Source organism: Paraburkholderia sp. J41 (assembly GCF_905220235.1).
Classification (GTDB): Bacteria; Pseudomonadota; Gammaproteobacteria; order Burkholderiales; family Burkholderiaceae; genus Paraburkholderia.
In genome coordinates this window covers 33,832-60,303 of the sequence record NZ_CAJMZE010000030.1, presented here as the reverse complement: position 1 = coordinate 60,303, position 26,472 = coordinate 33,832, and the positions used below count along the sequence as shown (strand labels likewise).

The window sequence follows — 26,472 nt, the reverse complement described above, 5'->3', positions numbered from 1 at the left end:
ACGCGGCGTAAAAAAGAATGGATTCAACGGCCGGAAACGGCCTTACTCGACGGTGTCCCCATGAACGATCACCAGCAGCGCGCCGCGGTGCCCGCCGCGCAAGGTCTGTATGACCCGCAAAACGAACACGACGCCTGCGGCGTCGGCTTCGTCGCCCATATCAAGGGCAAGAAGAGCCACGAAATCATTCAGCAAGGCCTGAAGATTCTCGAAAACCTCGACCACCGGGGCGCCGTGGGCGCCGACCCGCTGATGGGCGACGGCGCCGGCATCCTGATCCAGATTCCCGACGCGTTCTATCGCGAGGAAATGGCCCGGCAGGGCGTGACGCTGCCGCCGTTCGGCGAGTACGGCGTCGGCATGATCTTCCTGCCGAAGGAACATGCGTCGCGTCTCGCGTGCGAGCAGGAGCTCGAGCGCACGGTGCGCGCCGAAGGCCAGGTCGTGCTGGGCTGGCGCGACGTGCCGGTCGACCACGCCATGCCGATCTCGCCCACGGTGAAGGCGAGCGAGCCGCTGATCCGCCAGATCTTTATCGGCCGCGGCAAGGACGTGATGGTGACGGACGCGCTCGAGCGCAAGCTGTACATCATCCGCAAGACCGCGAGCCACCGCATCCAGGCGCTCAAGCTCAAGCACGGCAAGGAATATTTCGTGCCGTCGTGCTCGGCGCGCACGATCGTCTACAAGGGCCTGCTGCTCGCCGGCCAGGTGGGCGTGTACTACCGCGACCTCCAGGACGAGCGCGTGGTTTCGGCGCTGGCGCTCGTACACCAGCGTTTTTCGACCAACACGTTCCCGGCGTGGGAACTGGCTCACCCGTACCGCATGATCGCCCACAACGGCGAGATCAACACGGTGAAGGGCAACGTCAACTGGCTGAACGCGCGCACCGGCGCGATCGCCTCGCACGTGCTCGGCGACGACCTGCCCAAGCTCTGGCCGCTGATCTACCCGGGCCAGTCCGACACCGCCTCGTTCGACAACTGCCTCGAACTGCTCGTGATGGCGGGTTATCCGCTCGTTCACGCGGTCATGATGATGATCCCGGAAGCGTGGGAACAGCACACGCTGATGGACGAGAACCGCCGCGCGTTCTACGAATACCACGCCGCCATGATGGAGCCGTGGGACGGCCCCGCCGCGATCGCCTTCACGGACGGCCGCCAGATCGGCGCGACGCTCGACCGTAACGGCCTGCGTCCGGCGCGCTATGTCGTCACCGACGACGACCTCGTCATCATGGCGTCGGAAGCGGGCACGCTGCCCATTCCCGAATCGAAGATCGTCAAGAAGTGGCGTTTGCAGCCGGGCAAGATGTTCCTGATCGACATGGAACACGGCCGCATCATCGACGACAAGGAACTCAAGGACAACCTCGCGAACGCGAAGCCGTACAAGAGCTGGATCGACGCCGTGCGCATCAAGCTCGACGAAATCGAGCCGAAGGCGGAAGACGTGGCCACGGCGCGCGCCGAAGCCGCCGCGCTGCTCGACCGTCAGCAGGCGTTCGGCTACACGCAGGAGGACATCAAGTTCCTGATGGCGCCGATGGCGATGTCGGGCGAAGAGGCCGTGGGCTCGATGGGCAACGACTCGCCGCTGGCGGTCATGTCCAACAAGAACAAGACGCTTTTCAACTACTTCAAGCAACTGTTCGCGCAGGTCACGAATCCGCCGATCGACCCGATCCGCGAGAACATGGTCATGTCGCTCGTGTCGTTCATCGGCCCGAAGCCGAACCTGCTCGACACGAACAACATCAACCCGCCGATGCGTCTCGAAGTGTCGCAGCCGGTGCTCGACTTCAAGGACATCGCCAAGATCCGCGCGATCGAGCAGTACACGGGCGGCAAGTTCAGCAGCTACGAGCTGAACATCTGCTATCCGGTGGCGTGGGGCAAGGAAGGCATCGAGGCGCGTCTCGCGTCGCTGTGCGCCGAAGCCGTCGACGCGGTCAAGTCGGGCTACAACATCCTGATCGTCTCGGACCGCCGCGCGGACCGCGACAACGTGGCGATCCCGGCGCTGCTCGCGACCTCGGCGATCCACTCGCACCTCGTGCAGCACGGCCTGCGCACGAGCACGGGTCTCGTCGTGGAAACGGGCGCGGCGCGCGAGACGCACCACTTCGCGCTGCTCGCGGGCTTCGGCGCGGAAGCCGTGCATCCGTACCTCGCGATGGAAACGCTCGCGCAAATGGCGCAGGGCCTGAAGGGCGATCTGTCGCCCGAGAAGGCCGTCTACAACTTCACCAAGGCGGTGGGCAAGGGCCTGCTCAAGGTGATGTCGAAGATGGGCATCTCCACGTACATGTCGTACACGGGCGCGCAGATTTTCGAAGCGGTCGGTCTCGCCGACGATCTCATCGCCAAGTACTTCAAGGGCACGGCCTCGAAGGTCGGCGGCATCGGCCTGTTCGAAGTGGCGGAAGAAGCCATTCGTCTGCATCGCGACGCATTCGGCGACAACCCGGTGCTCGCGAACATGCTCGACGCGGGCGGCGAGTACGCGTACCGCGTGCGCGGCGAAGAACACATGTGGACGCCGGACGCGATCGCCAAGCTCCAGCATTCGGCGCGCAGCAATTCGTATCAGACGTACAAGGAATACGCGCATCTGATCAACGATCAGACGAAGCGCCACATGACGTTCCGCGGCCTGTTCGAGTTCCGCATCGACCCGGCGCGCGCGATCTCGATCGACGACGTGGAGCCGGCGAAGGAAATCGTCAAGCGCTTCGCGACGGGCGCGATGTCGCTCGGCTCGATCAGCACGGAAGCGCACGCCACGCTGGCGGTCGCGATGAACCGTATCGGCGGCAAGTCGAACACGGGTGAAGGCGGCGAGGACGAGAAGCGCTACCGCAACGAACTGCGCGGCATTCCGATCAAGAACGGCGACACGATGCGTTCGATCATCGGCGAGGAAGTCGTCAAGGACATCCCGCTGAAGGACGGCGACTCGCTGCGCTCGAAGATCAAGCAGGTCGCGTCGGGCCGCTTTGGCGTGTCGGCGGAGTACCTGTCGTCGGCGGACCAGATCCAGATCAAGATGGCGCAGGGCGCGAAGCCGGGCGAAGGCGGCCAGTTGCCGGGCCACAAGGTTTCGGAGTACATCGGCAAGCTGCGTTACTCGGTGCCGGGCGTGGGCCTCATTTCGCCGCCGCCGCACCACGACATCTACTCGATCGAGGACCTCGCGCAACTGATTCACGATCTGAAGAACGTGAACCCGGTTTCGTCGATTTCGGTGAAGCTGGTGTCGGAAGTGGGCGTGGGCACGGTGGCGGCCGGCGTGGCGAAGGCCAAGGCCGACCACGTCGTGATCGCCGGTCACGACGGCGGCACGGGCGCCTCGCCGCTCTCGTCGCTCAAGCATGCGGGCACGCCGTGGGAACTGGGTCTCGCGGAAACGCAGCAGACGCTGGTGCTGAACCAGTTGCGCGGCCGCATTCGCGTGCAGGCCGACGGCCAGATGAAGACGGGCCGCGACGTGGTGATCGGCGCGCTGCTCGGCGCGGACGAATTCGGCTTCGCGACGGCGCCGCTCGTCGTGCAGGGCTGCATCATGATGCGCAAGTGCCACCTGAACACCTGCCCGGTCGGCGTCGCGACGCAAGACCCGGTGCTGCGCGCGAAGTTCTCGGGCCAGCCCGAGCACGTCGTCAACTTCTTCTTCTTCATCGCGGAAGAAGTGCGCGAAATCATGGCGCAACTGGGCATTCGCAAGTTCGACGATCTGGTCGGCCGCGCGGATCTGCTCGACACGCGCCGCGGCGTGGAGCACTGGAAGGCGAAGGGTCTGGACTTCTCGCGCGTGTTCTATCAGCCGCAAGTGGGCGCCGAAGTCGCGAAGAAGCACGTCGACACCCAGGATCACGGTCTCGACCGCGCGCTCGATCACACGCTGATCGACAAGGCGCGCGCCGCGATCGAGAAGGGCGAGCACGTCTCGTTCATCCAGCCGGTGCGCAACGTGAACCGTACCGTGGGCGCGATGCTTTCGGGCGTCGTCGCCAAGAAGTACGGCCACGACGGCCTGCCGGAAGACACGATCCACATCCAGTTGAAGGGCACGGCGGGCCAGAGCTTCGGCGCGTTCCTCGCGCGCGGCATCACGCTCGATCTCGTGGGCGACGGCAACGACTACGTGGGCAAGGGCCTCTCGGGCGGGCGCATCATCATTCGTCCGACCAACGACTTCCGCGGCAAGTCCGAGGAAAACATCATCTGCGGCAACACGGTGATGTACGGCGCGCTCGAAGGCGAAGCCTTCCTGCGCGGCGTGGCGGGCGAGCGCTTCGCGGTGCGTAACTCGGGCGCGACGGCGGTGGTCGAAGGCACGGGCGACCACGGCTGCGAATACATGACGGGCGGCACGGTGGTCGTGCTCGGCGAAACGGGCCGCAACTTCGCGGCGGGCATGTCGGGCGGCATCGCCTACGTGTACGACCCCGAAGGCACGTTCGCCGGCAAGTGCAACAAGGCGATGGTCGCGCTCGATCCGGTGCTGCAACAGGCCGAACAGGAACGCACGGTCGACCGCGCGCTGTGGCACGCGGGCCAGACCGACGAAGCGCTGCTCAAGGGACTCGTCGAGCGTCACTTCCAGTTCACGGGCTCGCCGCGCGCCAAGGCGCTGCTCGAAAACTGGGACGCGGCGCGCCGCCAGTTCGTGAAGGTGTTCCCGACGGAATACAAGCGCGCGCTGGGCGAAATCGGCGCGAAGAAGGCGAACCAGGAAGAGCTGGCCGCGTAATTTCACGCCGACGACTGAACAGACGAAGCGCCCGCCGCGCTCACTGATGCGGCGGCGGGCGCGGTCCCCCACACCGCGATTTTCGCGAACAGACTAGATAGACGAGAGCCCTATGGGTAAGGCAACCGGTTTTCTCGAATTCGAGCGCCAGCATGAGGCGTACGAAGCACCGCTCACGCGCGTGAAGCACTACAAGGAATTCGTCGCGGCGCTCTCCGACGCCGACGCGAAGATCCAGGGCGCGCGCTGCATGGACTGCGGCATTCCGTTCTGCAACAACGGCTGCCCGGTCAATAACATCATCCCGGACTTCAACGACCTCGTGTTCCGCCAGGACTGGAAGAACGCGATCGAAGTCCTGCATTCGACCAACAACTTCCCCGAGTTCACGGGCCGCATCTGCCCGGCGCCCTGCGAAGCGGCGTGTACGCTCGGCATCAACGACGACCCGGTCGGCATCAAGTCGATCGAGCACGCGATCATCGACAAGGCCTGGGCCGAAGGCTGGGTCGCGCCGCAAGTCGCGAAGCACAAGACCGGCAAGAAGGTCGCCGTGGTCGGTTCCGGCCCCGCGGGTCTCGCCACCGCGCAGCAACTCGCGCGCGCCGGTCATGACGTGACCGTGTTCGAGAAGAACGATCGCGTCGGCGGCCTGCTGCGCTACGGCATTCCCGACTTCAAGCTGGAGAAGTGGCTGATCGACCGCCGCATGCGCCAGATGGAAGCCGAAGGCGTGACGTTCCGCACCAACGTGTTCGTCGGCAAGGGCGAATTGCCCGCTTACATCGGCAACACGGCGAAGGAAACCATCTCGCCGGAAGCGCTGAAGGAGCAGTTCGACGCCGTGGTGATCGCGGGCGGTTCGGAAACGCCGCGCGATCTGCCGGTGCCGGGCCGCGAGCTGGAAGGCATCTACTACGCGATGGAGTTTCTGCCGCAGCAGAACAAGGTCAACGCCGGCGACAAGCTGCCGAACCAGTTGCTCGCCAAGGGCAAGCACGTGGTCGTGATCGGCGGCGGCGACACGGGTTCGGACTGCGTGGGCACGTCGAACCGTCACGGCGCGAAAAGCGTCACGCAGTTCGAACTGCTGCCGCAGCCGCCCGAAGCCGAGAACAAGCCGCTCGTGTGGCCGTACTGGCCGGTCAAGCTGCGCACGTCGTCGTCGCACGAGGAAGGCTGCTCGCGCGACTGGTCGGTGGCCACCAAGCGTCTCGAAGGCAAGAACGGCAAGATCGAGAAGCTGATCGCCGCGCGGGTCGAGTGGAAGGACGGCAAGATGGTCGAAGTGCCGGATTCGGAGTTCGAACTGAAAGCCGATCTGGTGCTGCTCGCGATGGGCTTCACGCAGCCGGTTTCGCCGGTGCTCGAAGCGTTCGGCGTGGAGAAGGATGCGCGCGGCAACGTGCGCGCCTCGACCGAAGGCGACAAGGCGTATTACACGTCGGTGGACAAGGTGTTCACGGCGGGCGACATGCGCCGCGGCCAGTCGCTCGTGGTGTGGGCGATCCGGGAAGGCCGCCAGTGCGCGCGCTCCGTCGACGCGTATCTGATGGGCAGCACGGAATTGCCGCGTTAAAGGGACAGCCTTAACCTTAGCCAGCCGCAATCGGGTTTCTGGCGCCGTCCGCGCGCTTCGCGATGAAGCGATAAAGCGATGAAGCGATGAACGGGCGGCGCACCGTCGAACCGGGCACCTGCAAAGGCCGCCCGGTTTTTTTTCGTCCGGCGCGCGGCCCGACGCGGTTTTCCCGCGCGCGCTACCATGACCGCTTCCGTCTCGCGCGAACGCCAGAAGCCGATCATGTCCGACTCTCCCGCGACCGATCGCGAATCCGCCGGCCCGCACCCGCAGCCGTGGCGCCGCTGCTTCATCGCGCTCGCGCCCGATGCGCCTTCGCGCGACGCGCTCGCCGCGCTCGACGTGCCGCCTCACGCGCGGCGCGTGCCGCCCGCGCAATTGCATCTCACGGTGTCGTTTATCGGCGCGATGTCGGTTGAACAGGGCGAGTCGCTCGCGCGCGGGCTCGCTCACGTCCGGTATCTGCCGCCCGCGCCCGTCACGATGCTCGACGTTTGGCCGAAGCGCGCGCAGCCGCGCCTGATGGTCGCGGTGGTGGCGAGTTCGGATGCGTTCGCGGCGCTCGACGCGCACGTGCGTTCGTTGATGAGCGCGGCCGGTTTGCCGCTCGATGCGCGCGCGTTTCGCCCGCATGTGACGCTCGCGCGCTTTCCGCGCGACGCCGCTGCGGCGTCCGCGATCGAGAGCGCCACGCGCTTGCCGCCGCCGCTGCGGTTCGAATCGCTCGTGCTGTATTCGAGCACGCTCGCGAAGCAGGGCGCGCGTTACGAAGCGCTCGCCGCCGTGAAGCTCGCGTGAGGCCCGCTCGGCGCCAGCCGTTTCAGCGCCGATACCGGGCCAGCGTCAGCCCGTCGAGATCAATCTCCGGCGCGCGTTGAGTCACGAGATCGGCGAGCACGCGGCCCGACCCCATCGACATCGCCCAGCCCGTCGAACCGTGCCCGACGTTGAGCCACAGTCCTTCGACGCCCGAGCCGCCGAGCAGCGGCGCGCCGTCCGGCACCATCGGCCGGCGCCCGACCCAGAACTGCGCGGAAGACGGCGCGCCCGCGTGCGGAAACCAGTCGTCGAGCACTTTCATGAGCGTTTGCAGCGCCTGCTCGCGCAGCGTCGCGCGATGGTTGCCGAGTTCCGCGGTGCCGGCCACGCGCAGATACGGCCCGAAGCGCGTGATCGCGGTCTTGAACGACTCGTCCATGAGCGCGGCGCGCGGCGCCTTGTGTTCGTCGACCACGGGCAGCGTGGCCGAATAGCCCTTCACCGGATACAGCGGCACGCGCACGCCGAGCGGCGCGACGAGCGCCGCGCTCTCCACCCCGAGCGCGACCACCACGGCGTCCGCGGCGAGCGTTTGCGGCGTGGCGTCGGCGGGTTCGTTGAATTCGGCCGGGCGCAATACTTCGGCCGGCGCGCGGCGCAGTTCCCGGCGCAACTCGCGCCGTTCGCGCCGGTTGTTCGCGGCGCCGCGTCCCGGCACCGCGCGCACGCGCACGCCGCTCACCTTGCCGCCCGCGGCTTCGAGCGCGAGCACTTCGGTGTCGAACAGAAAATTCACGCCTTGCGCCTCGCACACCGAGCGCAGCTCGCGCGTGAAGCGCGCGCAGTCGCCGGCTTCGTCGTCGGGGAGATAGATGCCGGCCACGGGCTTCACGCGCGACCACGCGAGTCCGGGCTCGACCTGCGCGCAGGCCGAGGCGTCGAGTTCGCGATAGACGATGCCCGCGTCGCGCAGCACGCCGAGCGCCGGTTGCGCGAGCGCGAGGTCGTACTCGCTGCGAAAGAGTTGCAGGTAGCCCTGGCTGCGGCCGTACTCGAACGCGTGCGCGGCGCGAAACGCGTGCAGGCATTCGCGGCTGTAATACGCGATGCGCTGCATGCGCTGCTTGTTCACGCGAAAGCGCGCGAGATCGCATTCGCGCAGCCAGCGCGCGATCCAGCGCCATTGCGCGGCGTCGAGCGTGGGCCGGAACACGAGCGGCGAAGCCGGTTTGAGCAGGTACTTGAGCAGCTTCGCGGGCATGCCCGGCGCGGCCCACGGCGTGACGTAGCCCGGCGCGATCACGCCGGCGTTGCCGAAGCTCGTGCCGAGCGCGACGCCCGGTTCCCGCTCGATGACCGTGACGTCGCAGCCTCGTTCGCTCAGATAGTACGCAGTAGCGACGCCGATCACGCCGGCGCCGAGGACGATCGTTTTCATGCCGGTCGTGCGGAAAGGGACGGGAGGTATTGCAGCATGTTCGGGCTCATCGTGCAGCGGAGCGGGCAGGCGCGGTTTCGTCCGCGCCGGTGCGGGAATCGGCGGCCGTGGCGGCATCGTCGGCGAGCACCTTGCCCCTGGTTTCCGGCAGGCAGAGCGCCGCGACGATCACGAGCAGATACCCCGCGCCCGCGACCATGCCGATCGACTTCACGAGCGACATGCTCTGCGCGAACGTGCCGACGAGAATGGGAAAGAACGAGCCCAGCCCGCGCCCGAGGTTGTAGCAGAAGCCTTGGCCCGAGCCGCGAATCGCGTTCGGATACAGCTCGGAAAGATACGCGCCCACGCCCGCGAAAATGCCCTGCACGACGATGCCGAGCGGAAAGCCGAGCGCGAGCATCGCGGTGTCGGTGATCGGCAGCATGGTGTAGGCCATGCCGAGCGCGAACGAGCCGATCGCGAAGAGAATGAACGAGGCGCGCCGGCCGATCTTGTCGCACAGGATCGCGCCGACGATATAGCCCGTGAACGAGCCGACGATCAGCACGATCAGATAACCGCTCGTATTGAACACGGAGAGATGGCGCACGGTCTTGAGGTACGTGGGCAGCCAGGTCGTGATCGCGTAATAGCCGCCCAGCATGCCGGTACACAGCGCGCTGCCGAGCAGCGTGGTGGCGAGATGCCCGGGCGCGAAAATCCGCAGGAAATGGCTGGATTTGCCGGCGCCCGCATTGTTCTCGCGCGCGCGCCGCGTGGCGAGAAACACCTCGGGATCGCTCACGTTGCGGCGCACGTAGAGAATCCACAGCGCAGGCAGGATGCCGATCCAGAAGCACGCGCGCCACGCATATTCCTCGGGCAGCAGCGCGAAGAACGCCCAGTAGAGAACGGCCGCCGCGCCCCAGCCGAACGACCAGCTGCTTTGCACGGTGCCCACGGCTTTGGCGCGATGCTGCGGCGAGCGGATCGTCTCCGCCATCATGATCGTGACGACCGACCATTCGCCGCCGAAGCCGATGCCTTGCAGCGTGCGCGTGGCGAGCAGTTGCCAGAACGAATGCGTGAAGCCGGAAAGGCAGGTGAAGACGGCGAAGGTGGCGATGGTCCACTGCAACACGCGCACGCGGCCGTAGCGGTCCGCGAGAATGCCCGCGAGCCAGCCGCCGAGCGCCGACGAGATCAGCGAACTCGTGGCGATCAGGCCCGCTTCGCTTTTCGTCATGCCCCACCCGGCGATCAGCGTGGGAATCAGGAACGAGTAGATCATGAAGTCGAACGCGTCGACGGCATAGCCGCCGAAGCCCGCGTAGAGCGTGCGCCGCTCGCGGCCGTTCAACTCGGTGAACCATTGAAAAGCGCTCATCGCGTGTCTCCCCTGTTGTTGTGCGCGCCACGATCCGCCGAAACGGCAGTGGCGTCTCGCGCGAGCGGGGCAAACGAAGCAGGCGGCGGCGGTGAAGCGCCGCGCCGGGCGCGCGCCGTTCCGGTTTCGCCCGATTGTTGCCCGGTTGTTGCCCGGTTGTTGCCCGGTTGTTGCCCGGTTGTTGCCCGTTGCGTTGCGCGGATGCGGGGTATTTTACGGCGTGAGGCGCTGCCCTTGCGAGGGAACAATTTGCGCGCGGCGGCGGCGCGGCCGGTTTGCGGCCTTGTCGGCGGTCTTGTTGGCGGTCTTGTCGGCGCTGCCGGGCCGGGCTGGATTCGGTTTGATGCCTCGCTTGATTCCTGGCCCGATGCTTCGGCCCGATGCTTCGGCCCGATTCCGGGCTTGATTCGATAGCGAGCGAATGAAACGCGCGCGGGAATGCGCCCGGAATGCGCCCGGAATGCGCCCGGAATGCGCATGAATCAGCGAGGCTGACCGGCGCAAACCCGACGCACAATCAGCCCAGCGTCAGGCCGCCGTCCACATGAATCACCTGGCCGGTAATGTGGCGCGCGGCGTGGGAGAGCAAAAAGGCGATCAGCTCGGCGATATCGGCGGGATCGGCTACGCGGCCGAGCGGCGTGGCCACGGCGGCGCGTTCCCAGGCGGGCGCGTTTTCCGGCGTCGGGCCCGCGTCCTTGCGCGTGTAGCCGGGCGCGACGCAGTTCACGGTGATGCCGAGCGGCGCGAGTTCGGCGGCGGCGGTTTTCGCGAGCGATTCGAGCGCGGCCTTCGCGGCGGCGGTGGCGGCGAACGGCGCGTCGGCGCGATAACGGTGCGCGACGAACGAGCTGAGTGCGACCACGCGAGCGCACGCCGAGCGTTCGAGCGCGGGCCGCGCGTGCTGCACGAGCGCGGCGAAGGCGGCGGGCATGGCCGAAAACGCGTGCGCGAGCGAATGCGCGTCGAGTGCGGCGAGCGTCTGGCGCTGCGCGTGGCCCGCGTTGGCGACGAGCTGATCGAGCGCGCCGAAGCGCGCCAGCGCGGCATCGACGAGCGCGGCGGCCGCACCGGGTTCGGCGAGATCGGCGCAGAACGTGGCGCACGCCGCGCCTTGGCCGGCGCACTGCGCGGCGACCGCTTCGAGCCGTGCGCGCGCCGCCGCGTCCGCGCCGCGCGCGTGCAGCATCAGCGCGACGCCGGTTGAGGCGAGCCGGCGCGCGAGCGCGGCGCCGATGCCCGAACCCGCGCCCGTGATGAGAACGACGCGCGGCACGCCATGCCGCGCGACGCGATCGGCGCCGGTCATGCCGCGACGCGCTCCTCGGGCGTGCGCTCGATTTCGAGCGTTTCGTGGTGATAGGCCGCAAGCGACTCGCGATGCGCGACGCTCACGATGGCCGCCTTCGGCAGACGTTCGACGAACAGCTTGTAGAGGCGGCCTTCGTTGTCGGCGTCGAGCGCGCTGGTGGCTTCGTCGAGGAACAGATAGTCGGGCTTGTGCAGCAGCACGCGCGCGCCCGCGAGGCGTTGCTGCTCGCCCGGCGAAAGCACGCGGGTCCAGTGGCCCGACTCGTTCAGGCGATCGGCGTAATCCTCCAGGCGGCAGGCGCGCAGCGCTTCGCGGCATTCGTCGTCGCTATAGGTTTCGGCGGCCGACGGGTAGGTGAGCGCGGCCTTGAGCGTGCCGATCGGCAGATAGCTCTGCTGCGGAATGAACATCATGCGCGCGTCCACGGGCGCGTCGATCGAGCCTTCGCCGAACGGCCAAAGCCCCGCGAGCGCGCGCATCAGCGTGCTCTTGCCCGCGCCCGAAGGGCCTCGCACGAGCCAGCGCGAACCCGGCTTGATGGCGATGTCGCGCACGGTGGAAAGCGGCGTGCCGTTGGGCAGCGCGAGCTTCAGGCGGTCGGTGGCGAGTTCGTTGCCGTCGACGTAATGCAGGTTGATGCCGCCGTGCTCGGTGGCCGGCGAGACGCTTTCCTTCAGGCGCGGCGAATGCACGACGCGCACGAATTCGCGCAGACGATTCACCGTGGCGCGCCATTCGACCAGCGTGGCGTAACTGTTGATGAACCACGAGAACGAATCGCTCACCGTGCCGAACGCCTGCGAAATCTGCATCAGCACGCCGAACGTGAACGCGCCCGCGAAGTAGCGCGGCGCGGCCACCACGAGCGGGAAAATGATGGCGATCTGGCCGTAGAAGCTCAGCACGAACGTAAGGCGCTTCGTGTACTTCATCACGCGCCACCAGTTGTCGCGGATGTGCTGGAAGAGGCCTTGCGTGTTGTTGCGCTCGGTGTCCATGCCGTCGTAGAACGCGATCTGCTCGGCGTTTTCGCGCAGGCGGATCAGGCCGAAACGGAAATCGGCCTCCACTTTCTGCTGCTGGTAATTGATCGACACGAGCGGGTGGCCGACCTTCTGGATCACGAGCGAGCCGAACACGGCGTAGAGCGCGGCGGCCCAGACCATGTAGCCCGGAATGGCGATGGGCGTGCCGCCCAGCGTGACGGTGAGCGCGCCCGCGAGCGTCCAGAGAATCGTCACGAACGAGATGAGCGTGACGACCGTGGAAAGCAGGTCGAGCGTGAGCGAAAGCGTGGTGGTCGCGAACGACTGGAGGTCGTCGCTGATCCGCTGGTCGGGGTTGTCGGCGAGATGGTCGCGCTCGATGCGGTAGAACGCGCCCTTGCCGAGCCATTCGTTCAGAAAGCGCGTGGTGAGCCACTGGCGCCAGCGAAAGCCGAGCATCTGACGCAGATAGCGGCCGTACACCGCGAGAATGATGAAGCCGAACGCGAGCCCCGTGAAAATCATCAGCAGATGCGGGAACTGCTTGACGTCCTTGTTTTGCAGCGCGTTGTAGAAGTCGGCGTTCCAGCTATTGAGCCGCACGTTGATGTACACGACGAGCAGGTTCATCACGATGATCGCGACGAGCAGGCTCCACGCGATCCAGCGTTCCTCGGACACCCAGTAGGGTTTGATCAGGCTCCACGCGGTGATCTTCTGGTGCTCGTTCTGATCGGGCGTGGCGCGGGAAGATTGGTTGGTCATGTGCATCCTGATGGTGGACCGGCGGCGATTTTTTGCAGCGATTCTGTCGCCGGCCGCTTAAAGGAGTCTTAACCGCAACGGCGCGGACGACCGGCGTACGGCCGGCTGCGTACGGCCGGTTTCGGACGGCCGGTTGCGGACAGCCGGTTGCGGACAGCCGGTTGCGGACGACCCGCGTCGGCGGCCTCGCGCGGCGCCGTGCGCGATGAAGCGAAAGCGCGCGGCGGCCGTCCCGCGAGCGTCGCGGTTCGGCGCTCATTGTCTCACTGCGCGCGCGACACGCGCCGAATCGACGCGGAACGCGCGCGAAGGCGCGGCCAAAGCCGCCCGCGCCGGCGAAAAGCCGCCCGAAACCGAGGTTCCCGGCGATTGTGCCAGAGCCCGCGCGCCGCGCCGCCGAGGTTTGCGGGCGCCGCGCGTTTTGTGGTCTAATGGCCGATGACGAAACAGGGGTGCTTCACCGGTATGCCGGGCATGCCGCGAGTGAGGCTGAGAGAGACCCTTCGCACCCGATCCGGGTAATACCGGCGCGGGAAGTTTCCAGAAAGTCTTGGCCGGTATTTCTCGCTGCGCGCCGTTGCATGAGGCGCTCGCGCGAGCGCCGGCTTTCCCACCGGGCGGTCAGCCCGGCGCTTCGATCCGCGGCTTTTCCTCGCGGGTTTCGCGCGCCGGCACGGCTTCCACGGTCGGCCTTGCAAGCCGGTTTCGTCCTTGGGTACGTTGTTGTCCCCATATGGAAAGGAACCGATGACTGCCACTTTTTCAGCTTGTTCCCTCATTTTCGCGTTCAGCGCCGGCGTATCGGCATGCGTATCGCTCCGGTTTTCGCCGATGTCGCGTGACGGAGCGTCGTCATGAGCGGCGCTCGTTTCGATCGCGCCGCGAGCAGCGCCGGCGCCGGCGGCACGCCCGACTTCGCGGTGCTCGGCGGCGGCCTCAGCGGCCGTCTGGTCGCGTGGCGTCTCGCGGGCGCGGGGCATCGCGTCGCGCTGTACGAACGCGGCGGCCCCGAAGGCAGCGAAGCCGCGGCGTGGGTCGCGGCCGCGATGCTCGCGCCGCTCGCCGAAGCCGCCGTCGCCGAATTGCTCATCACCGAACTCGGCGTGGCGTCGCTCGAAAGCTGGCCGCGTATTCTCGCCGAGCTGCCCGAGCCCGTGTTCTTCCAGCGCAACGGCACGCTCGTCGTCTGGCATAGCGCCGACCGCACCGAAGCGCCGCTGTTCGAGCGCCGCGTGCGTGCGAACGCGCCGCGCGAGCTGGCCGACGCCAACTTCGTCGCGCTCGCGGGCGCGCAGATCGACGCCGCCGAACCGGCGCTCGCCGGACGCTTCGCGCGCGGCTGGCTGCTCGACGGCGAGGGTCAACTCGACAATCGCCAGGCGCTGGCGGCGCTCGCGGCCGGGCTTGCCGAGCGCGGTGTGCAAACGCACTGGAACACGAGCGTCGACGAAACCGATTTGCCGCGCGCGCGCGTGACGATCGACTGCCGCGGCCTGGGCGCCAAGCCGGCGTTGCCGGGCCTGCGCGGCATTCGCGGCGAAGTCGCGCGCGTACACGCGCCGGGCATCGGCCTCACGCGGCCCGTGCGCCTGCTGCATCCGCGTTATCCGCTTTATCTGGCGCCGAAGGAAAACGACGTCTACGTGATCGGCGCAACCGAGATCGAGGGCGAGGACCGCTCGCCCGTGAGCGTGCGCTCGGCGCTCGAATTGCTGAGCGCGGCGTTCGCCGTGCATCCGGCGTTCGGCGAGGCGCGCATCCTCGAACTCAATTCGCAATGCCGTCCCACGCTGCCCGATCATCGTCCCGCGCTGTTTTGGGACGGCAAGTCGACGCTGCGCCTGAACGGCCTGTATCGCCACGGTTTCATGATCGCGCCCGCCGTGGCCGACGAAGCCGTGCGCGTCGCGCAAGCGCTGTTCGACGCGCGCGTGACCGACGCCGATTCGTTCGAAACGTGGCGCCGCGCCTCGCGCTGGGGCGAGATGCTGCATGCGCAGGGCGCGCACGAGCCGGCTTGAGGCTTGCGCGCGAGTTCGGGAAGCAATCCTCAGTCAGTAGCCAACGACATTCATATGGACATCCAGATCAACCAGAAGCCGCTCACGCTGCCCGACGACGCGACCGTCGCCGACGCGCTCGCCGCCTACGGCGCGCGTCCGCCTTTCGCCGTCGCCGTGAACGGCGATTTCGTGGCGCGCGCGCAGCATGGCGCGCGCGCGTTGAAGGCCGGCGACCGCCTCGACGTCGTAAGCCCGGTCGCGGGCGGTTGAACGCCGTTCGGCCGCGGCCTTGCGCGGCTTCGCGCGAACCAGGCCGATGCGCGCGGATTGGTGCGGATTTCGCGGATTAACGGCGATTTCGCGGATTCGAGCCGATCACGCGGATTTATTCGGATTCGAGCCGATCACGCGAATCCACACGAATTCAAGCCGATTTCCGCCGATTCCAGCGCTCACGCAATGCCAGACGTCACACCAGGATTCACTGTCATGACCACTCCCACGACTTCCGCCGACGCGCTCACGCTCTACGGCGAAACCTTCGCGAGCCGCGTGCTGCTCGGCACGTCGCGCTATCCGTCGCTGCAATCGCTCGCCGATTCGATGGCCGCCGCGCGCCCCGGCATGATCACCGTCGCGCTGCGCCGCCAGATGAACGAAGGCACGGCGGGCGCCGGCTTTTTCGATCTGCTCAAGCGTCACGGCGTGCCGCTCCTGCCGAACACGGCGGGCTGCCTCACCGTCAACGAGGCGGTGACGACGGCGCACATGGCGCGCGAAGTCTTCGAAACCGACTGGATCAAGCTCGAACTGATCGGCGACGACTACACGCTGCAACCCGATCCGGTCGGCCTCATCGAAGCGGCTGCGCGGCTCGTGAAGGACGGCTTCAAGGTGCTGCCGTATTGCACGGAAGACCTCGTGATCGGCCGCCGTCTGCTCGACGCGGGCTGCGAAGCGCTGATGCCGTGGGGCGCACCCATCGGCACCGGCAAGGGCGTGATCAATCCCTACGGCCTGCGCGTGCTGCGCGAGCGTTTGCCCGACGTGCCGCTCATCGTCGACGCGGGTCTCGGCCTGCCGTCGCACGCGGCGCAGGTGATGGAGTGGGGCTTCGACGGCGTGCTGCTCAACACGGCGGTCGCGCAGGCGACGCATCCCGAGGCGATGGCGCGCGCGTTCGCGCTGGGCGTGGAGGCCGGCCGCGCTGCCTGGCTCGCGGGGCCGATGGCCGAGCGCGAGGCGGCGGTGGCGAGCACGCCCGTCGTCGGCATGCCGTTCTGGCACCAGGATGGAGACAAGCAATGACCGGCACCTTGCAACTGAAAAACCGCGAACTGTTCTGGCCGCCCGCCGACGAACTCACCGCCGCGACCGAGCGCATCCGCGCGAAACTCGGCGACTGGCCGCCCACGCATGCGCCTTGGCGCATCTGCCTCACGCCGCCCGACGCGCCCAACGGCGGCGACCTCATCGTCGTCACCGACGCCGCGCCTCATCTCGCCCACATCGCGCGCTGGATGACGGAAGGCGCGGGCGTGATCGAAGCGCTCGCGAACGGCGACCACGCCGACCCGAAGGCCGCGCGCGTCACGCTGCATCTGGGCGGCGAGCGCTACGCGCTCGAAGGCGAACTCGCCGAGGACTGGATGCCCGCGCTGGCGGCGTTCCTCGACTGCGGCTTCGACCCGCACGACGCGCTCGTGCTCGCGCTCGCCTGGCGCGACGGCGACGACCGGCAACAAGACGCCTGGCCCGTCGACATCGCGCGCTTTCCGCGCGTGGCCGTCTTGCCCGCCGCGCCCGCGCAGCCGTTCGCGCCGTGCCCGGCGAAGCTCGGCCTCTATCCCGTTCTGCCGACGGCCGACTGGGTCGTGCGCGTGCTCGATTTCGGCGTGAAAACGGTGCAATTGCGCAGCAAGCAGCCGAAATCGGCGGCGCTCACGGCGGAGATCGAACGCTGCGTCGCGGCGGGGCAGCGCCACAATGCGCAACTTTTTATCAACGATCACTGGCGGGAAGCGATGGCTGCGGGCGCGTACGGCGTGCATCTCGGCCAGGAAGATTTGCGCGAAGCGGATCTGAACGCGCTTGCGGCTTCGGGCGTGCGCCTCGGTTTGTCCACGCACGGCTATTTCGAAATCCTGACGGCGCTGCATTTCCGCCCGAGCTACATAGCGTGCGGCGCGGTGTTCGCGACCACCACCAAGTCGATGCCCACGGCGCCGCAGGGCATGGCGCGGCTCGCGCGCTACGTGAAGCTGCTCGACGGCGTGGTGCCGATGGTGGCGATCGGCGGCATCGACGGCGCGGTGCTGCCCGAAGTGCTGGCCACGGGCGCGGGCAGCGCAGCCGTGGTGCGCGCCGTCACCGAGGCCGGCGACCCGGCTGCCGCCGTTGCTGCGTTGCAGAATGCGTTTACGCAATAATTGACGCGCCCGAGCGAGGCGCCGCGCCCAGTGCGCGGGGCTTGCGCCGGGTGGCCGTTCCGGCTTCCGCAACGCGCGCGTCGCGCGCCGCGGACCCGGAAGGCTTACATCAAATGGGCGGGGCGCGCCACGGCAGGTTTTCCACGATGGCCCTATAATCCCGCCTTCGTGTAAATGGACTGTCAGCCACGTGCCCTCAACTTCCGAGACCCTCCTGGAGCTGCGCGACGTCGACTTCGGCTACGGCGACCGGCTCGTCCTGTCCGGCCTGAACATGCGCTTCAAGCGCGGTCAGGTGGTGGCGGTCATGGGCGGCTCGGGCGGCGGCAAGACCACCGTGCTGCGCCTGATCGGCGGCCTGATTCGCGCCCAGCGCGGCCAGGTGCTGTTCGGCGGCCAGGACGTCGGCGCCCAGTCGCGCGACGGCCTCTACGCCCTGCGTCGCAAGATGGGCATGCTGTTCCAGTTCGGCGCCCTCTTCACCGACATGTCGGTGTTCGAGAACGTCGCGTTCGCCCTGCGCGAGCACACCGACCTGCCCGACGAGCTGATCCGCGACCTCGTGCTCATGAAGCTCAACGCCGTCGGGCTGCGCGGCGCGCGCGACCTCGCGCCTTCCGAGATTTCGGGCGGCATGGCGCGCCGCGTCGCGCTGGCGCGCGCCATCGCGCTCGACCCCGAACTCATGATGTACGACGAGCCGTTCGCGGGCCTCGACCCCATTTCGCTCGGTATCACCGCGAACCTCATCCGCACGCTCAACGACGCGCTCGGCGCCACGTCCATCCTGGTCACGCACGACGTGCCGGAGTCGTTCGCCATCGCCGACTACGTGTATTTCGTGGCGAACGGCCGCGTCCAGGCCGAAGGCACGCCCGACGAACTGCGCGCCTCGACCGATCCGATCGTGCGCCAGTTCATCGACGGCGCGCCGGACGGCCCGTTCCGCTTCCATTACCCGACGAACGTCCCGCTCGACGCGGACTTCGGCATTGGCGGAGGCCGCTCATGATCGGCGCCATCAGTTCGGTCGGGCGCGGCGTGATCGGCGCGATTTCGCGCGCGGGCCACGCGTCGCGCTTCTTCGCGCGTCTCGTGCTCGAATTCTTTCCGCTGCTGCGCCGCCCGCGGCTTGTCACGAAGCAGATCCACTTCGTCGGCAATTATTCGTTGCTGATCATCGCGGTCTCGGGGCTGTTCGTCGGCTTCGTGCTGGGCTTGCAGGGCTATTACACGCTCAACCGTTATGGTTCCGAGCAGGCGCTCGGCTTGCTGGTCGCGCTCTCGCTCGTGCGCGAGCTTGGGCCGGTGGTCACGGCGCTGCTGTTCGCGGGGCGCGCGGGCACCTCGCTCACCGCCGAAATCGGCCTGATGAAAGCGGGCGAGCAGCTCACCGCCATGGAAATGATGGCGGTGGACCCGGTGCGCATCGTGGTGGCGCCGCGCATGTGGGCGGGCGTGATCGCCATGCCCATTCTGGCGGCCATTTTCAGCGCGGTCGGTATTCTCGGCGGCTATGTGGTCGGCGTGCTGATGATCGGCGTGGACGCGGGCGCGTTCTGGTCGCAGATGCAGGGCGGCGTGGACGTCTGGGCCGACGTGGGCAACGGCGTGATCAAGAGCATCGTGTTCGGGTTCGCCGTGACCTTCACCGCGCTTTACCAGGGTTACGAGGCGAAGCCCACGCCCGAAGGCGTGTCGCGCGCGACGACCAAAACGGTCGTGTACGCGTCGCTCGCGGTGCTCGGCCTCGATTTCCTGCTGACGGCGCTGATGTTCAGCTAGGTATGTTGCTTTGGCCCGTGCGCTCGCGCGGGCCTCGCGGCGAACGCGCAGGCGGCGCCGCAACGGATTCTCATTGGGATGACGATGAAAAAGAATGCTCTCGACTTCTGGGTCGGCCTGTTCGTGGTGCTGGGCTTTATCGCGCTGCTGTTTCTCGCGCTGAAGGCCGGCAACATGAGTTCGCTGTCGTTCCAGCCGACCTACCCGGTCAAGCTCAAGTTCGACAATATCGGCGGACTGAAACCGCGCGCGCCCGTGAAAAGCGCGGGCGTGACGGTGGGCCGCGTGGCGTCGATCGGTTTCGATTCGAATACGTACCAGGCGCTGGTCACGATCAATCTCGACCAGCAATATCAGTTTCCGAAGGACACGTCCGCGAAGATCCTGACCGCCGGGCTGCTTGGCGAGCAGTACATCGGGCTCGAACCGGGCGGCGATTCGGAAATGCTCAAGGCGGGCGACACGATCTCGATGACGCAGTCGGCCATCGTGCTTGAAAACCTGATTGGCCAGTTCCTGTACAGCAAGGCGGCCGATTCGGGCGCCGCGAAGTCCGGCGGCGGCGGCGCCCCGGCGGCGGCGCCTGCGCCCGCGCCGGGTGTTGCGCCGGCGCCGGCCTCGGGTGCGGGCGCCCAATAAGGAGAATACAACGATGACAACCACACGCATGCGCGCCATCACGCTCGGCGTCGCCGCGCTTGCACTGGCGGGGTGTTCGACGGTGCAAACGCCGTCGAAGGACGATCCGTGGGAAGGCTTCAACCGCACGGTCTACACCTTCAACGACAAGGTCGACCAATACGCGCTCAAGCCCGTGGCCCAGGGCTACGTGAAGGTCACGCCGCAACCGGTGCGCGACAGCGTCACGAACTTCTTCTCGAACATCGGCGACGTCTACAACGCGGCGAACAACTTCCTCCAGTTGAAGATCACCGACGGCGTGGAAGACATCATGCGGATCGTGATCAACACGGTATTCGGCGTGGGCGGCCTGTTCGACGTGGCGTCGGCCGCGAAGCTGCCCAAGCACAACCAGGACTTCGGTCTCACGCTCGGGCACTACGGCGTGCCGTCCGGCCCGTATCTCGTGCTGCCGCTGTTCGGCCCGAGCACGGTGCGCGACGGCGTGGGTCTCGTCGGCAACTACTTCATCAATCCGCTCAGCTACGTCGATCCGGCGGCGCTCTCGTGGGGGCTTTACGGCCTGAACGTCATCAGCACGCGCGCGAACCTGCTGGGCGCGAGCGATCTGCTGGAAGGCGCCGCGATCGACAAGTATTCGTTCGTGCGCAACACGTACCTGCAACGCCGCCGTTACCTGCTTTCGGACGGCCGCGCGGCGAGCGGCAACAGCGTGCCCGATTACGGCGACAGCGCACCGTTGCCGAAGTACGACGACGGCGGCGACGACGGCAGCGCGGCTCCGGCCGGCGGTGCTGCGGGTGCCGCCGCCGGCGGCGCGGCAGGCGCCGCGGCCACGGGCGCAACGGGCGCTTCGGCGGCGCGGGCGGCCACGCCCGCTTCGGGCACCGCGCGTGCTGCCATCCCCTCTGCGGCAAGCATGCCGCCCGCGATTCCCAACGCCGACACCACCACCGCACCGGCCGCGCTCGAAGGTCCGGACGGCGCGGCGGCGCCGGCTGGCGCGTCGCAAACCAGCGTGCCCGGCGACCAGATGATTCCGCCCGCGCGCCTGGGTTATCCCGGCATGCTGCGTCTGCGCTGAGTTGCCGGGCGGGGCACGCCCGGCTCGCGGCGCGAATGCATGCCGCCGCGCCGGGCGCGCGCCTGGCGCGCCATCGCCGGCTGTCGTCAATGAAAGCGCGCTGTAACAAGCAGAAACGCTTGTTCCCGTTTGCTGTCAGTTTTTGACACAGCGAGATAGAACTCGCGTGATATCGTTGGCTCCAATCTTTGCGCACAACGGGGCGCTTATCCCCAACTTGCAGGATTTGCTATGAAAAAATTCTTTCTGTATCCGCTTTTCGCCATGTTTGTTTCGTTTGCCGGTAGCGCGTTCGCGCAATCGGTGGACACCAGCAACCCCGACGCGATGATCAAGACGGTCACGCAGCAGGTGCTGGATCAGCTCAAGACCGACAAGTCGATCCAGGCGGGCGACGTCAACAAGATCACGCAGCTCGTGAACGAGAAGATCCTGCCGTACACGGACTTCCGCCGCACCACGCAGCTCGCGATGGGCCGCAACTGGCGCACCGCCACGCCGGAGCAGCAGCAGCAGGTGATCGAGCAGTTCAAGATGCTGCTGATCCGCACGTATTCGGGCGCGCTCGCGCAGGTCCGCGACCAGCAGATCCAGTACAAGCCGTTCCGCGCGAACCCCGACGACACCGACGTCGTGGTGCGTTCGACCGTGCTGAACAACGGCCAGCAGATCGAGCTTGACTATCGCCTCTACAAGACGGCGCAAGGCTGGCGCGTGTACGACATCAACGTGCTCGGCGCATGGCTGATCCAGGCGTACCAGCAGCAGTTCCAGGAAAAGATCCAGCAAGGCGGCGTGGACGGCCTGATCCAGTTCCTCACGCAGCGCAATCAGCAGCTCGCTTCGGGCAAGGCAACCTCGTGAGCGAACGCTTCGCCACCGGCAATTCGCTGACCCACGAGAGCGCGAAGGCCGCGCTCTCGGCGGGCTTCGCGCAGATCGCGGCGGGCGCGACCGCCGTGGACTGCGCGGCGCTCACGCAATTCGATTCGTCGGCGCTTGCCGTCCTGATCGCGTGGCAGCGTGCCGCGCGCGAACGCGGCGCAACGCTCGCCGTGATCAACCTGCCTCCCGCGCTCGCGTCCCTTGCGCGCGCCTACGGCGTCGATACGCTCCTGCACGAGCGACATTGACGCGCGCCGCCCGGCGATAGCCGAACGCGTGCCGACGCGCACCAAGCCGCACCAAGCCGCACCGAACCGCACCAAGCTGCGTCAGGCACAGGGCGTTCGAGCGGCACGATGCCGCGCAGCGGCAGCGGTGGCTTCTCCCTGCCAGGTCAGGTCGCCGTGTCAGACTTGGCCTATAATCAACCGTTTTTTGGGCGCTGGCCTCGCGAGACATTTCGAGGCAACGTTTGCAACGCATCGCTTCCTTCGCGCCGCAACCGTCCCCAATTCCGGTATTCCCCGCAGCATTGATGCATCCACAAATCGCGCCGTCATCCAAGTGAACGGCGCTTGAGTCATGCCAGCCATAGAAATCCGTAACGTCAAGAAGCGCTACAAGGAGCTTCAGGCGCTCAAAGGCGTCAGCTTCACGGTCGAAGACGGCGAGTTCTTCGGGCTGCTCGGCCCGAACGGCGCAGGAAAAACCACGCTCATCAGCATTCTGGCCGGTCTCGCTCGCGCGGACGAGGGCACGATCGCCGTGCGCGGTCACGATGTCGTCGGCGATTACCGCAATGCGCGCCGCAGCCTCGGTGTCGTGCCGCAGGAACTGGTGTTCGATCCGTTCTTCACCGTGCGTGAAACCTTGCGTCTGCAATCGGGCTATTTTGGCCTGCGCAACAACGACGCGTGGATCGACGAAGTGATGGCGAATCTCGATCTCACCGAGAAAGCCGACGTCAACATGCGCGCGCTCTCGGGCGGCATGAAGCGGCGCGTGCTGGTCGCCCAGGCGCTCGTGCATCGTCCGCCCGTGATCGTGCTCGACGAGCCCACCGCGGGCGTGGACGTCGAACTGCGCCAGACGCTCTGGAAGTTCATCTCGCGCCTGAATCGCGAGGGGCACACCATCGTGCTCACCACGCATTACCTGGAAGAAGCCGAAGAACTGTGCGACCGCATCGCCATGCTGCGGCGCGGCGAGGTGGTGGCGCTCGAACGCACGAGCTCGCTGCTGCAACGCTTCGCGGGCACGCAACTCTACGTGCGCTTTTCCGAAGGCGTGCTGCCCGCCGAACTGCGCTCGCTCGAAGTCGATCCGTCGAATGTCAACGGCCAGCAGCATTTGCTGCGGCTCGCGAGTTACGACGACGTGGAGCGCATTCTCGCGGCATGCCGCGCAAACGGCTGCAAGCTCGAGGAAGTCGAGGTCCGCAAGGCCGATCTCGAAGATGTTTTCGTGCAGGTGATGAACGGTCCTGAAGTGGTCGAGGGTCTCGCATGAGCGGTTTCCGTACGCTGTTCTACAAGGAAGTGCTGCGTTTCTGGAAAGTCGCGTTCCAGACCGTGCTCGCGCCCGTGATCACGGCGCTGCTGTATCTGACGATCTTCGGCCACGCGCTGCGCGGCCATGTGGAGGTCTATCCGGGCGTCGAGTACACGAGCTTCCTGATTCCCGGCCTCGTCATGATGAGCGTGCTGCAAAACGCGTTCGCGAATTCGTCGTCGTCGATGATCCAGTCGAAGATCACGGGCAATCTCGTATTCGTTCTATTGCCGCCGCTCGCCGCCTGGGAGATGTTTGGGGCTTACGTGCTCGCCTCGATCGTGCGCGGCCTCGCCGTTGGCGCGGGCGTGTTCGTCGTGACGATCTGGTTCATTCCGATGAGCTTCGCCGCGCCGCTCTACATTCTGGCGTTCGCGGTGCTCGGTTCGGCGATCCTCGGCACGCTCGGCCTGATCGCCGGGATCTGGGCGGAAAAATTCGACCAGCTCGCGGCGTTTCAGAACTTTCTCATCATGCCGCTCACGTTTCTTTCGGGCGTGTTCTATTCGACGCATACGCTGCCGCCGCTGTGGCGCGAGGTGTCGCGGCTCAACCCGTTTTTCTACATGATCGACGGCTTTCGCTATGGGTTTTTCGGCCACGCCGACATCGACCCGCTCGCGAGCCTGTCGATCGTGCTGGTGTTCTTCGTGGTGCTTGCCACGCTCGCGATGCGTTTGCTCGCGAGCGGCTACAAGCTGCGCCACTAAACGCATCGGCGAACGGACGAACGGAATATCAGCCAGTACCTCAGGCAAGACATCAGCAGGAGCCAACCACCATGTTGCCCACACCGGAACAGGTCAAGCAGTACATCTCGGCGGGACTCGCGTGCGAGCACCTCGAAGTCGAAGGCGACGGCCAGCATTTCTTCGCGACGATCGTTTCGTCGGCGTTCGACGGCAAGCGCTTGATCCAGCGCCATCAGCTCGTCTACGCGGCGCTCGGCGAGCGCATGCGCGAGGAAATTCATGCGCTCAGCATGAAGACGCTCACGCCCGCCGAATGGCAGAACGCATAATCTGGAATCTCAGTGCGAATTACCCAGGATAAAGGCGCCGCGGTCAGCGGCGCCATTCAACACGACGCGTCGCCGCAAGCCGGCCGCACCGATCAGGAAACCGCAGGCATGGATAAACTCGTCATCGTCGGCGGGCGGAAGCTCGCAGGGGAAGTGGTCGTTTCGGGCGCAAAAAACGCCGCGTTGCCGATTCTCTGCGCCGGTCTCCTGAGCGCGGAGCCGGTTCATCTCGACAACGTTCCCGATCTCCAGGACGTGCGCACCACGCTCAAGCTGCTCAACCAGATGGGCGTGCGCACGGAGCAGGACGGCCACCGCGTGCAGCTCGACGCCTCGAACGTGAACAACCTCGTCGCGCCGTACGAACTCGTCAAGACGATGCGCGCGTCGATTCTCGTGCTCGGCCCGCTCGTCGCGCGCTTCGGCGAGGCGAAGGTGTCGCTGCCGGGCGGCTGCGCGATCGGCGCGCGGCCCGTGGACCAGCACATCAAGGGCCTCCAGGCGATGGGCGCCGAGATCAACATCGAGCACGGCTTCATCGAAGCGCGCGCGAAGCGCCTGAAGGGCGCGCGCATCGTCACCGACATGATCACGGTCACCGGCACCGAAAACCTGCTGATGGCGGCGGTGCTAGCGGAAGGCGAAACGGTGATCGAGAACGCCGCGCGCGAGCCCGAAGTGGGCGACCTCGCGCACCTGCTCGTGGCGATGGGCGCGAAGATCGACGGCATCGGCACCGACCGCCTCGTCATTCAAGGCGTGGAGAAGCTCCACGGCGCCGAGCACACCGTCATTCCCGACCGTATCGAAGCGGGCACGTTCCTGTGCGCCGTCGCGGCGGCGGGCGGCGACGTCACGCTGCGCCACGTGCGCCCGCACATCCTCGACGCCGTGACCGACAAGCTGCGCGAAGCGGGCGTGTCGATCGAAGAGGGCGCCGACTGGATGCGCGTGCGCATGCACGAGCGCGCGCGCGCCGTGAACGTGCGCACCTCGGAATACCCGGCGTTCCCGACCGACATGCAGGCGCAGTTCATGGCGCTCAACGCGATCGCCGAAGGCACCTCGCAAGTGGTCGAAACGATCTTCGAAAACCGCTTCATGCACGTGCAGGAGCTGAACCGCCTGGGCGCGCACATCACCACCGACGGCAAGACGGCGCTCATCGCGGGCGTGGAAACGCTCTCGGGCGCGAAGGTGATGGCCACGGATCTGCGCGCTTCGGCGAGCCTCGTGATCGCGGGCCTGTGCGCGGAAGGCGAAACGCTGATCGACCGCATCTATCACCTCGACCGCGGCTACGACCGCATGGAAGCCAAGCTCACGAAGCTCGGCGCGAACGTGACGCGCATCAAGGGGAGCGCGGCATGAGCACGGTCGAGTCCAGGCCCGTGCCGGCCGCCGCCGCGAGCGCGCCGCTCACGCTCGCGCTCTCGAAAGGCCGCATTTTCGAAGAGACGATGCCGCTGCTCGCCGCGGCGGGCGTGGAAGTCACGGAAGACCCCGAAACGTCGCGCAAGCTGATTTTGCCGACCACCGACGCGAACCTGCGCGTCATCGTCGTGCGCGCGACCGACGTGCCCACCTATGTCGAATACGGCGCGGCCGATTTCGGCGTGGCGGGCAAGGACGTGCTGCTCGAACACGGCGGCAGCGGCCTTTATCAGCCGATCGACCTGGACATCGCGCGCTGCCGTCTTTCGGTGGCGGTGAAGGCGGGCTTCGACTACGCGAGCGCGGTGCGCCAGGGCGCGCGCCTGCGCGTGGCGACCAAGTACACCGAAAGCGCGCGGCAGCATTTCGCGGCCAAGGGCGTACACGTCGACCTCATCAAGCTCTACGGGTCGATGGAACTGGCGCCGCTCGTCGGTCTCGCCGATGCGATCGTCGACCTGGTCAGCTCGGGCGGCACGCTGCGCGCGAACGATCTCGTCGAAGTGGAGGAGATCATGCAGATTTCGTCGCGCCTCGTGGTGAATCAGGCGGCGCTCAAGTTAAAGCGCGCCGCGCTGCGGCCTTTCATCGACGCGTTCGAACGCGCGTCGCGCGGCGAAGCGGCCGCATAAGCAGTACGACGCCCGCGCGAGCAGCACGGAAGGC

Annotated in this window: 23 protein-coding genes and 1 riboswitch; of the genes, 18 read left to right on the top strand and 5 right to left on the bottom strand. The window is 66.9% G+C overall.

The window, feature by feature from the left end; genetic code table 11:
• The first annotated feature begins 60 nt into the window (after nucleotides 1-60).
• Together U5805_RS24875 and U5805_RS24870 are read left to right on the top strand one after the other, a co-directional pair.
• Nucleotides 61-4,761, top strand: a complete 4,701-nt coding sequence (locus U5805_RS24875; protein WP_322106166.1) for a glutamate synthase-related protein — start codon at nucleotides 61-63, stop codon at nucleotides 4,759-4,761.
• 112 nt (nucleotides 4,762-4,873) lie between these two features.
• The gene (locus U5805_RS24870; RefSeq protein ID WP_322106165.1) at nucleotides 4,874-6,340 is read left to right on the top strand and encodes a glutamate synthase subunit beta; all 1,467 of its coding nucleotides are present in this window, start codon (nucleotides 4,874-4,876) and stop codon (nucleotides 6,338-6,340) included.
• On the opposite strand, the gene U5805_RS24865 is transcribed toward U5805_RS24870, so the two are convergent.
• Entirely contained in the window at nucleotides 6,337-6,567 is a 231-nt protein-coding gene (locus U5805_RS24865; RefSeq protein WP_322106164.1) for a hypothetical protein, read from the bottom strand. The two genes, U5805_RS24870 and U5805_RS24865, sit on opposite strands and share 4 nt — an antisense overlap.
• Here U5805_RS24865 and thpR point away from each other — a divergent pair.
• Nucleotides 6,566-7,141: an RNA 2',3'-cyclic phosphodiesterase gene (thpR, locus tag U5805_RS24860; protein ID WP_322106163.1), complete on the top strand. Its 576-nt coding sequence runs from the start codon at nucleotides 6,566-6,568 to the stop codon at nucleotides 7,139-7,141. The genes U5805_RS24865 and thpR overlap by 2 nt on opposite strands.
• 22 nt (nucleotides 7,142-7,163) lie before the next feature.
• Here thpR and U5805_RS24855 read toward each other — a convergent pair whose 3' ends face one another.
• The 4 genes from U5805_RS24855 to U5805_RS24840 form a co-directional block, all read right to left on the bottom strand.
• Complete coding sequence (locus U5805_RS24855) at nucleotides 7,164-8,540, bottom strand: D-amino acid dehydrogenase (RefSeq protein ID WP_322106162.1); 1,377 nt, start codon at nucleotides 8,538-8,540, stop codon at nucleotides 7,164-7,166.
• Nucleotides 8,541-8,586: 46 nt separating this feature from the next.
• Entirely contained in the window at nucleotides 8,587-9,909 is a 1,323-nt protein-coding gene (locus U5805_RS24850) for an MFS transporter (RefSeq protein ID WP_322106161.1), read from the bottom strand.
• A 517-nt stretch (nucleotides 9,910-10,426) separates the two neighbouring features.
• Complete coding sequence (locus U5805_RS24845) at nucleotides 10,427-11,218, bottom strand: SDR family NAD(P)-dependent oxidoreductase (RefSeq protein WP_322106160.1); 792 nt, start codon at nucleotides 11,216-11,218, stop codon at nucleotides 10,427-10,429.
• On the bottom strand, nucleotides 11,215-12,972 hold the full coding sequence (locus U5805_RS24840) for an ABC transporter ATP-binding protein/permease (protein ID WP_322106159.1): 1,758 nt from the start codon (nucleotides 12,970-12,972) through the stop codon (nucleotides 11,215-11,217). The genes U5805_RS24845 and U5805_RS24840 overlap by 4 nt, the downstream gene beginning before the upstream one ends.
• 438 nt (nucleotides 12,973-13,410) lie before the next feature.
• A riboswitch (TPP riboswitch) is annotated at nucleotides 13,411-13,525 on the top strand.
• Nucleotides 13,526-13,826: 301 nt separating this feature from the next.
• Here U5805_RS24840 and U5805_RS24835 point away from each other — a divergent pair.
• The 15 genes from U5805_RS24835 to hisG all read left to right on the top strand — a co-directional run bounded on the left by U5805_RS24835 (nucleotide 13,827) and on the right by hisG (nucleotide 26,438).
• Entirely contained in the window at nucleotides 13,827-14,993 is a 1,167-nt protein-coding gene (locus tag U5805_RS24835) for an FAD-dependent oxidoreductase (RefSeq protein WP_322106158.1), read from the top strand.
• 54 nt (nucleotides 14,994-15,047) lie between these two features.
• On the top strand, nucleotides 15,048-15,245 hold the full coding sequence (thiS, locus tag U5805_RS24830; RefSeq protein WP_322106157.1) for a sulfur carrier protein ThiS: 198 nt from the start codon (nucleotides 15,048-15,050) through the stop codon (nucleotides 15,243-15,245).
• Between the two features lie 219 nt (nucleotides 15,246-15,464).
• A complete protein-coding gene (locus U5805_RS24825) occupies nucleotides 15,465-16,283 on the top strand; it encodes a thiazole synthase (RefSeq protein ID WP_322106156.1) in 819 nt (272 codons plus the stop codon).
• Nucleotides 16,280-17,404: a thiamine phosphate synthase gene (gene thiE / locus U5805_RS24820; protein ID WP_322106155.1), complete on the top strand. Its 1,125-nt coding sequence runs from the start codon at nucleotides 16,280-16,282 to the stop codon at nucleotides 17,402-17,404. Before U5805_RS24825 ends, thiE begins: the two co-directional genes overlap by 4 nt.
• Nucleotides 17,405-17,594: 190 nt before the next feature.
• The gene (locus U5805_RS24815) at nucleotides 17,595-18,416 is read left to right on the top strand and encodes an ABC transporter ATP-binding protein (RefSeq protein ID WP_322106154.1); all 822 of its coding nucleotides are present in this window, start codon (nucleotides 17,595-17,597) and stop codon (nucleotides 18,414-18,416) included.
• On the top strand, nucleotides 18,413-19,189 hold the full coding sequence (mlaE, locus tag U5805_RS24810; RefSeq protein WP_322106153.1) for a lipid asymmetry maintenance ABC transporter permease subunit MlaE: 777 nt from the start codon (nucleotides 18,413-18,415) through the stop codon (nucleotides 19,187-19,189). Before U5805_RS24815 ends, mlaE begins: the two co-directional genes overlap by 4 nt.
• An 84-nt stretch (nucleotides 19,190-19,273) precedes the next feature.
• Complete coding sequence (gene mlaD / locus U5805_RS24805; protein WP_322106152.1) at nucleotides 19,274-19,828, top strand: outer membrane lipid asymmetry maintenance protein MlaD; 555 nt, start codon at nucleotides 19,274-19,276, stop codon at nucleotides 19,826-19,828.
• Nucleotides 19,829-19,841: 13 nt separating this feature from the next.
• A complete protein-coding gene (locus U5805_RS24800) occupies nucleotides 19,842-20,915 on the top strand; it encodes a VacJ family lipoprotein (protein ID WP_322106151.1) in 1,074 nt (357 codons plus the stop codon).
• Nucleotides 20,916-21,146: 231 nt separating this feature from the next.
• Nucleotides 21,147-21,779 carry an ABC transporter substrate-binding protein gene (locus U5805_RS24795; RefSeq protein ID WP_322106150.1) on the top strand — a complete coding sequence of 211 codons (633 nt, stop codon included), beginning with the start codon at nucleotides 21,147-21,149 and terminating at the stop codon, nucleotides 21,777-21,779.
• Nucleotides 21,776-22,048, top strand: a complete 273-nt coding sequence (locus tag U5805_RS24790; protein WP_322106149.1) for a lipid asymmetry maintenance protein MlaB — start codon at nucleotides 21,776-21,778, stop codon at nucleotides 22,046-22,048. The genes U5805_RS24795 and U5805_RS24790 overlap by 4 nt, the downstream gene beginning before the upstream one ends.
• Nucleotides 22,049-22,382: 334 nt before the next feature.
• Entirely contained in the window at nucleotides 22,383-23,309 is a 927-nt protein-coding gene (locus U5805_RS24785) for an ABC transporter ATP-binding protein (protein WP_322106148.1), read from the top strand.
• Complete coding sequence (locus tag U5805_RS24780; RefSeq protein WP_322106147.1) at nucleotides 23,306-24,061, top strand: ABC transporter permease; 756 nt, start codon at nucleotides 23,306-23,308, stop codon at nucleotides 24,059-24,061. Before U5805_RS24785 ends, U5805_RS24780 begins: the two co-directional genes overlap by 4 nt.
• Nucleotides 24,062-24,132: 71 nt before the next feature.
• Complete coding sequence (locus U5805_RS24775; RefSeq protein ID WP_028213298.1) at nucleotides 24,133-24,372, top strand: BolA family protein; 240 nt, start codon at nucleotides 24,133-24,135, stop codon at nucleotides 24,370-24,372.
• Between the two features lie 108 nt (nucleotides 24,373-24,480).
• Nucleotides 24,481-25,743: a UDP-N-acetylglucosamine 1-carboxyvinyltransferase gene (murA, locus tag U5805_RS24770; RefSeq protein WP_322106146.1), complete on the top strand. Its 1,263-nt coding sequence runs from the start codon at nucleotides 24,481-24,483 to the stop codon at nucleotides 25,741-25,743.
• Complete coding sequence (gene hisG, locus U5805_RS24765) at nucleotides 25,740-26,438, top strand: ATP phosphoribosyltransferase (protein WP_322106145.1); 699 nt, start codon at nucleotides 25,740-25,742, stop codon at nucleotides 26,436-26,438. The genes murA and hisG overlap by 4 nt, the downstream gene beginning before the upstream one ends.
• Nucleotides 26,439-26,472: the final 34 nt, after the last annotated feature.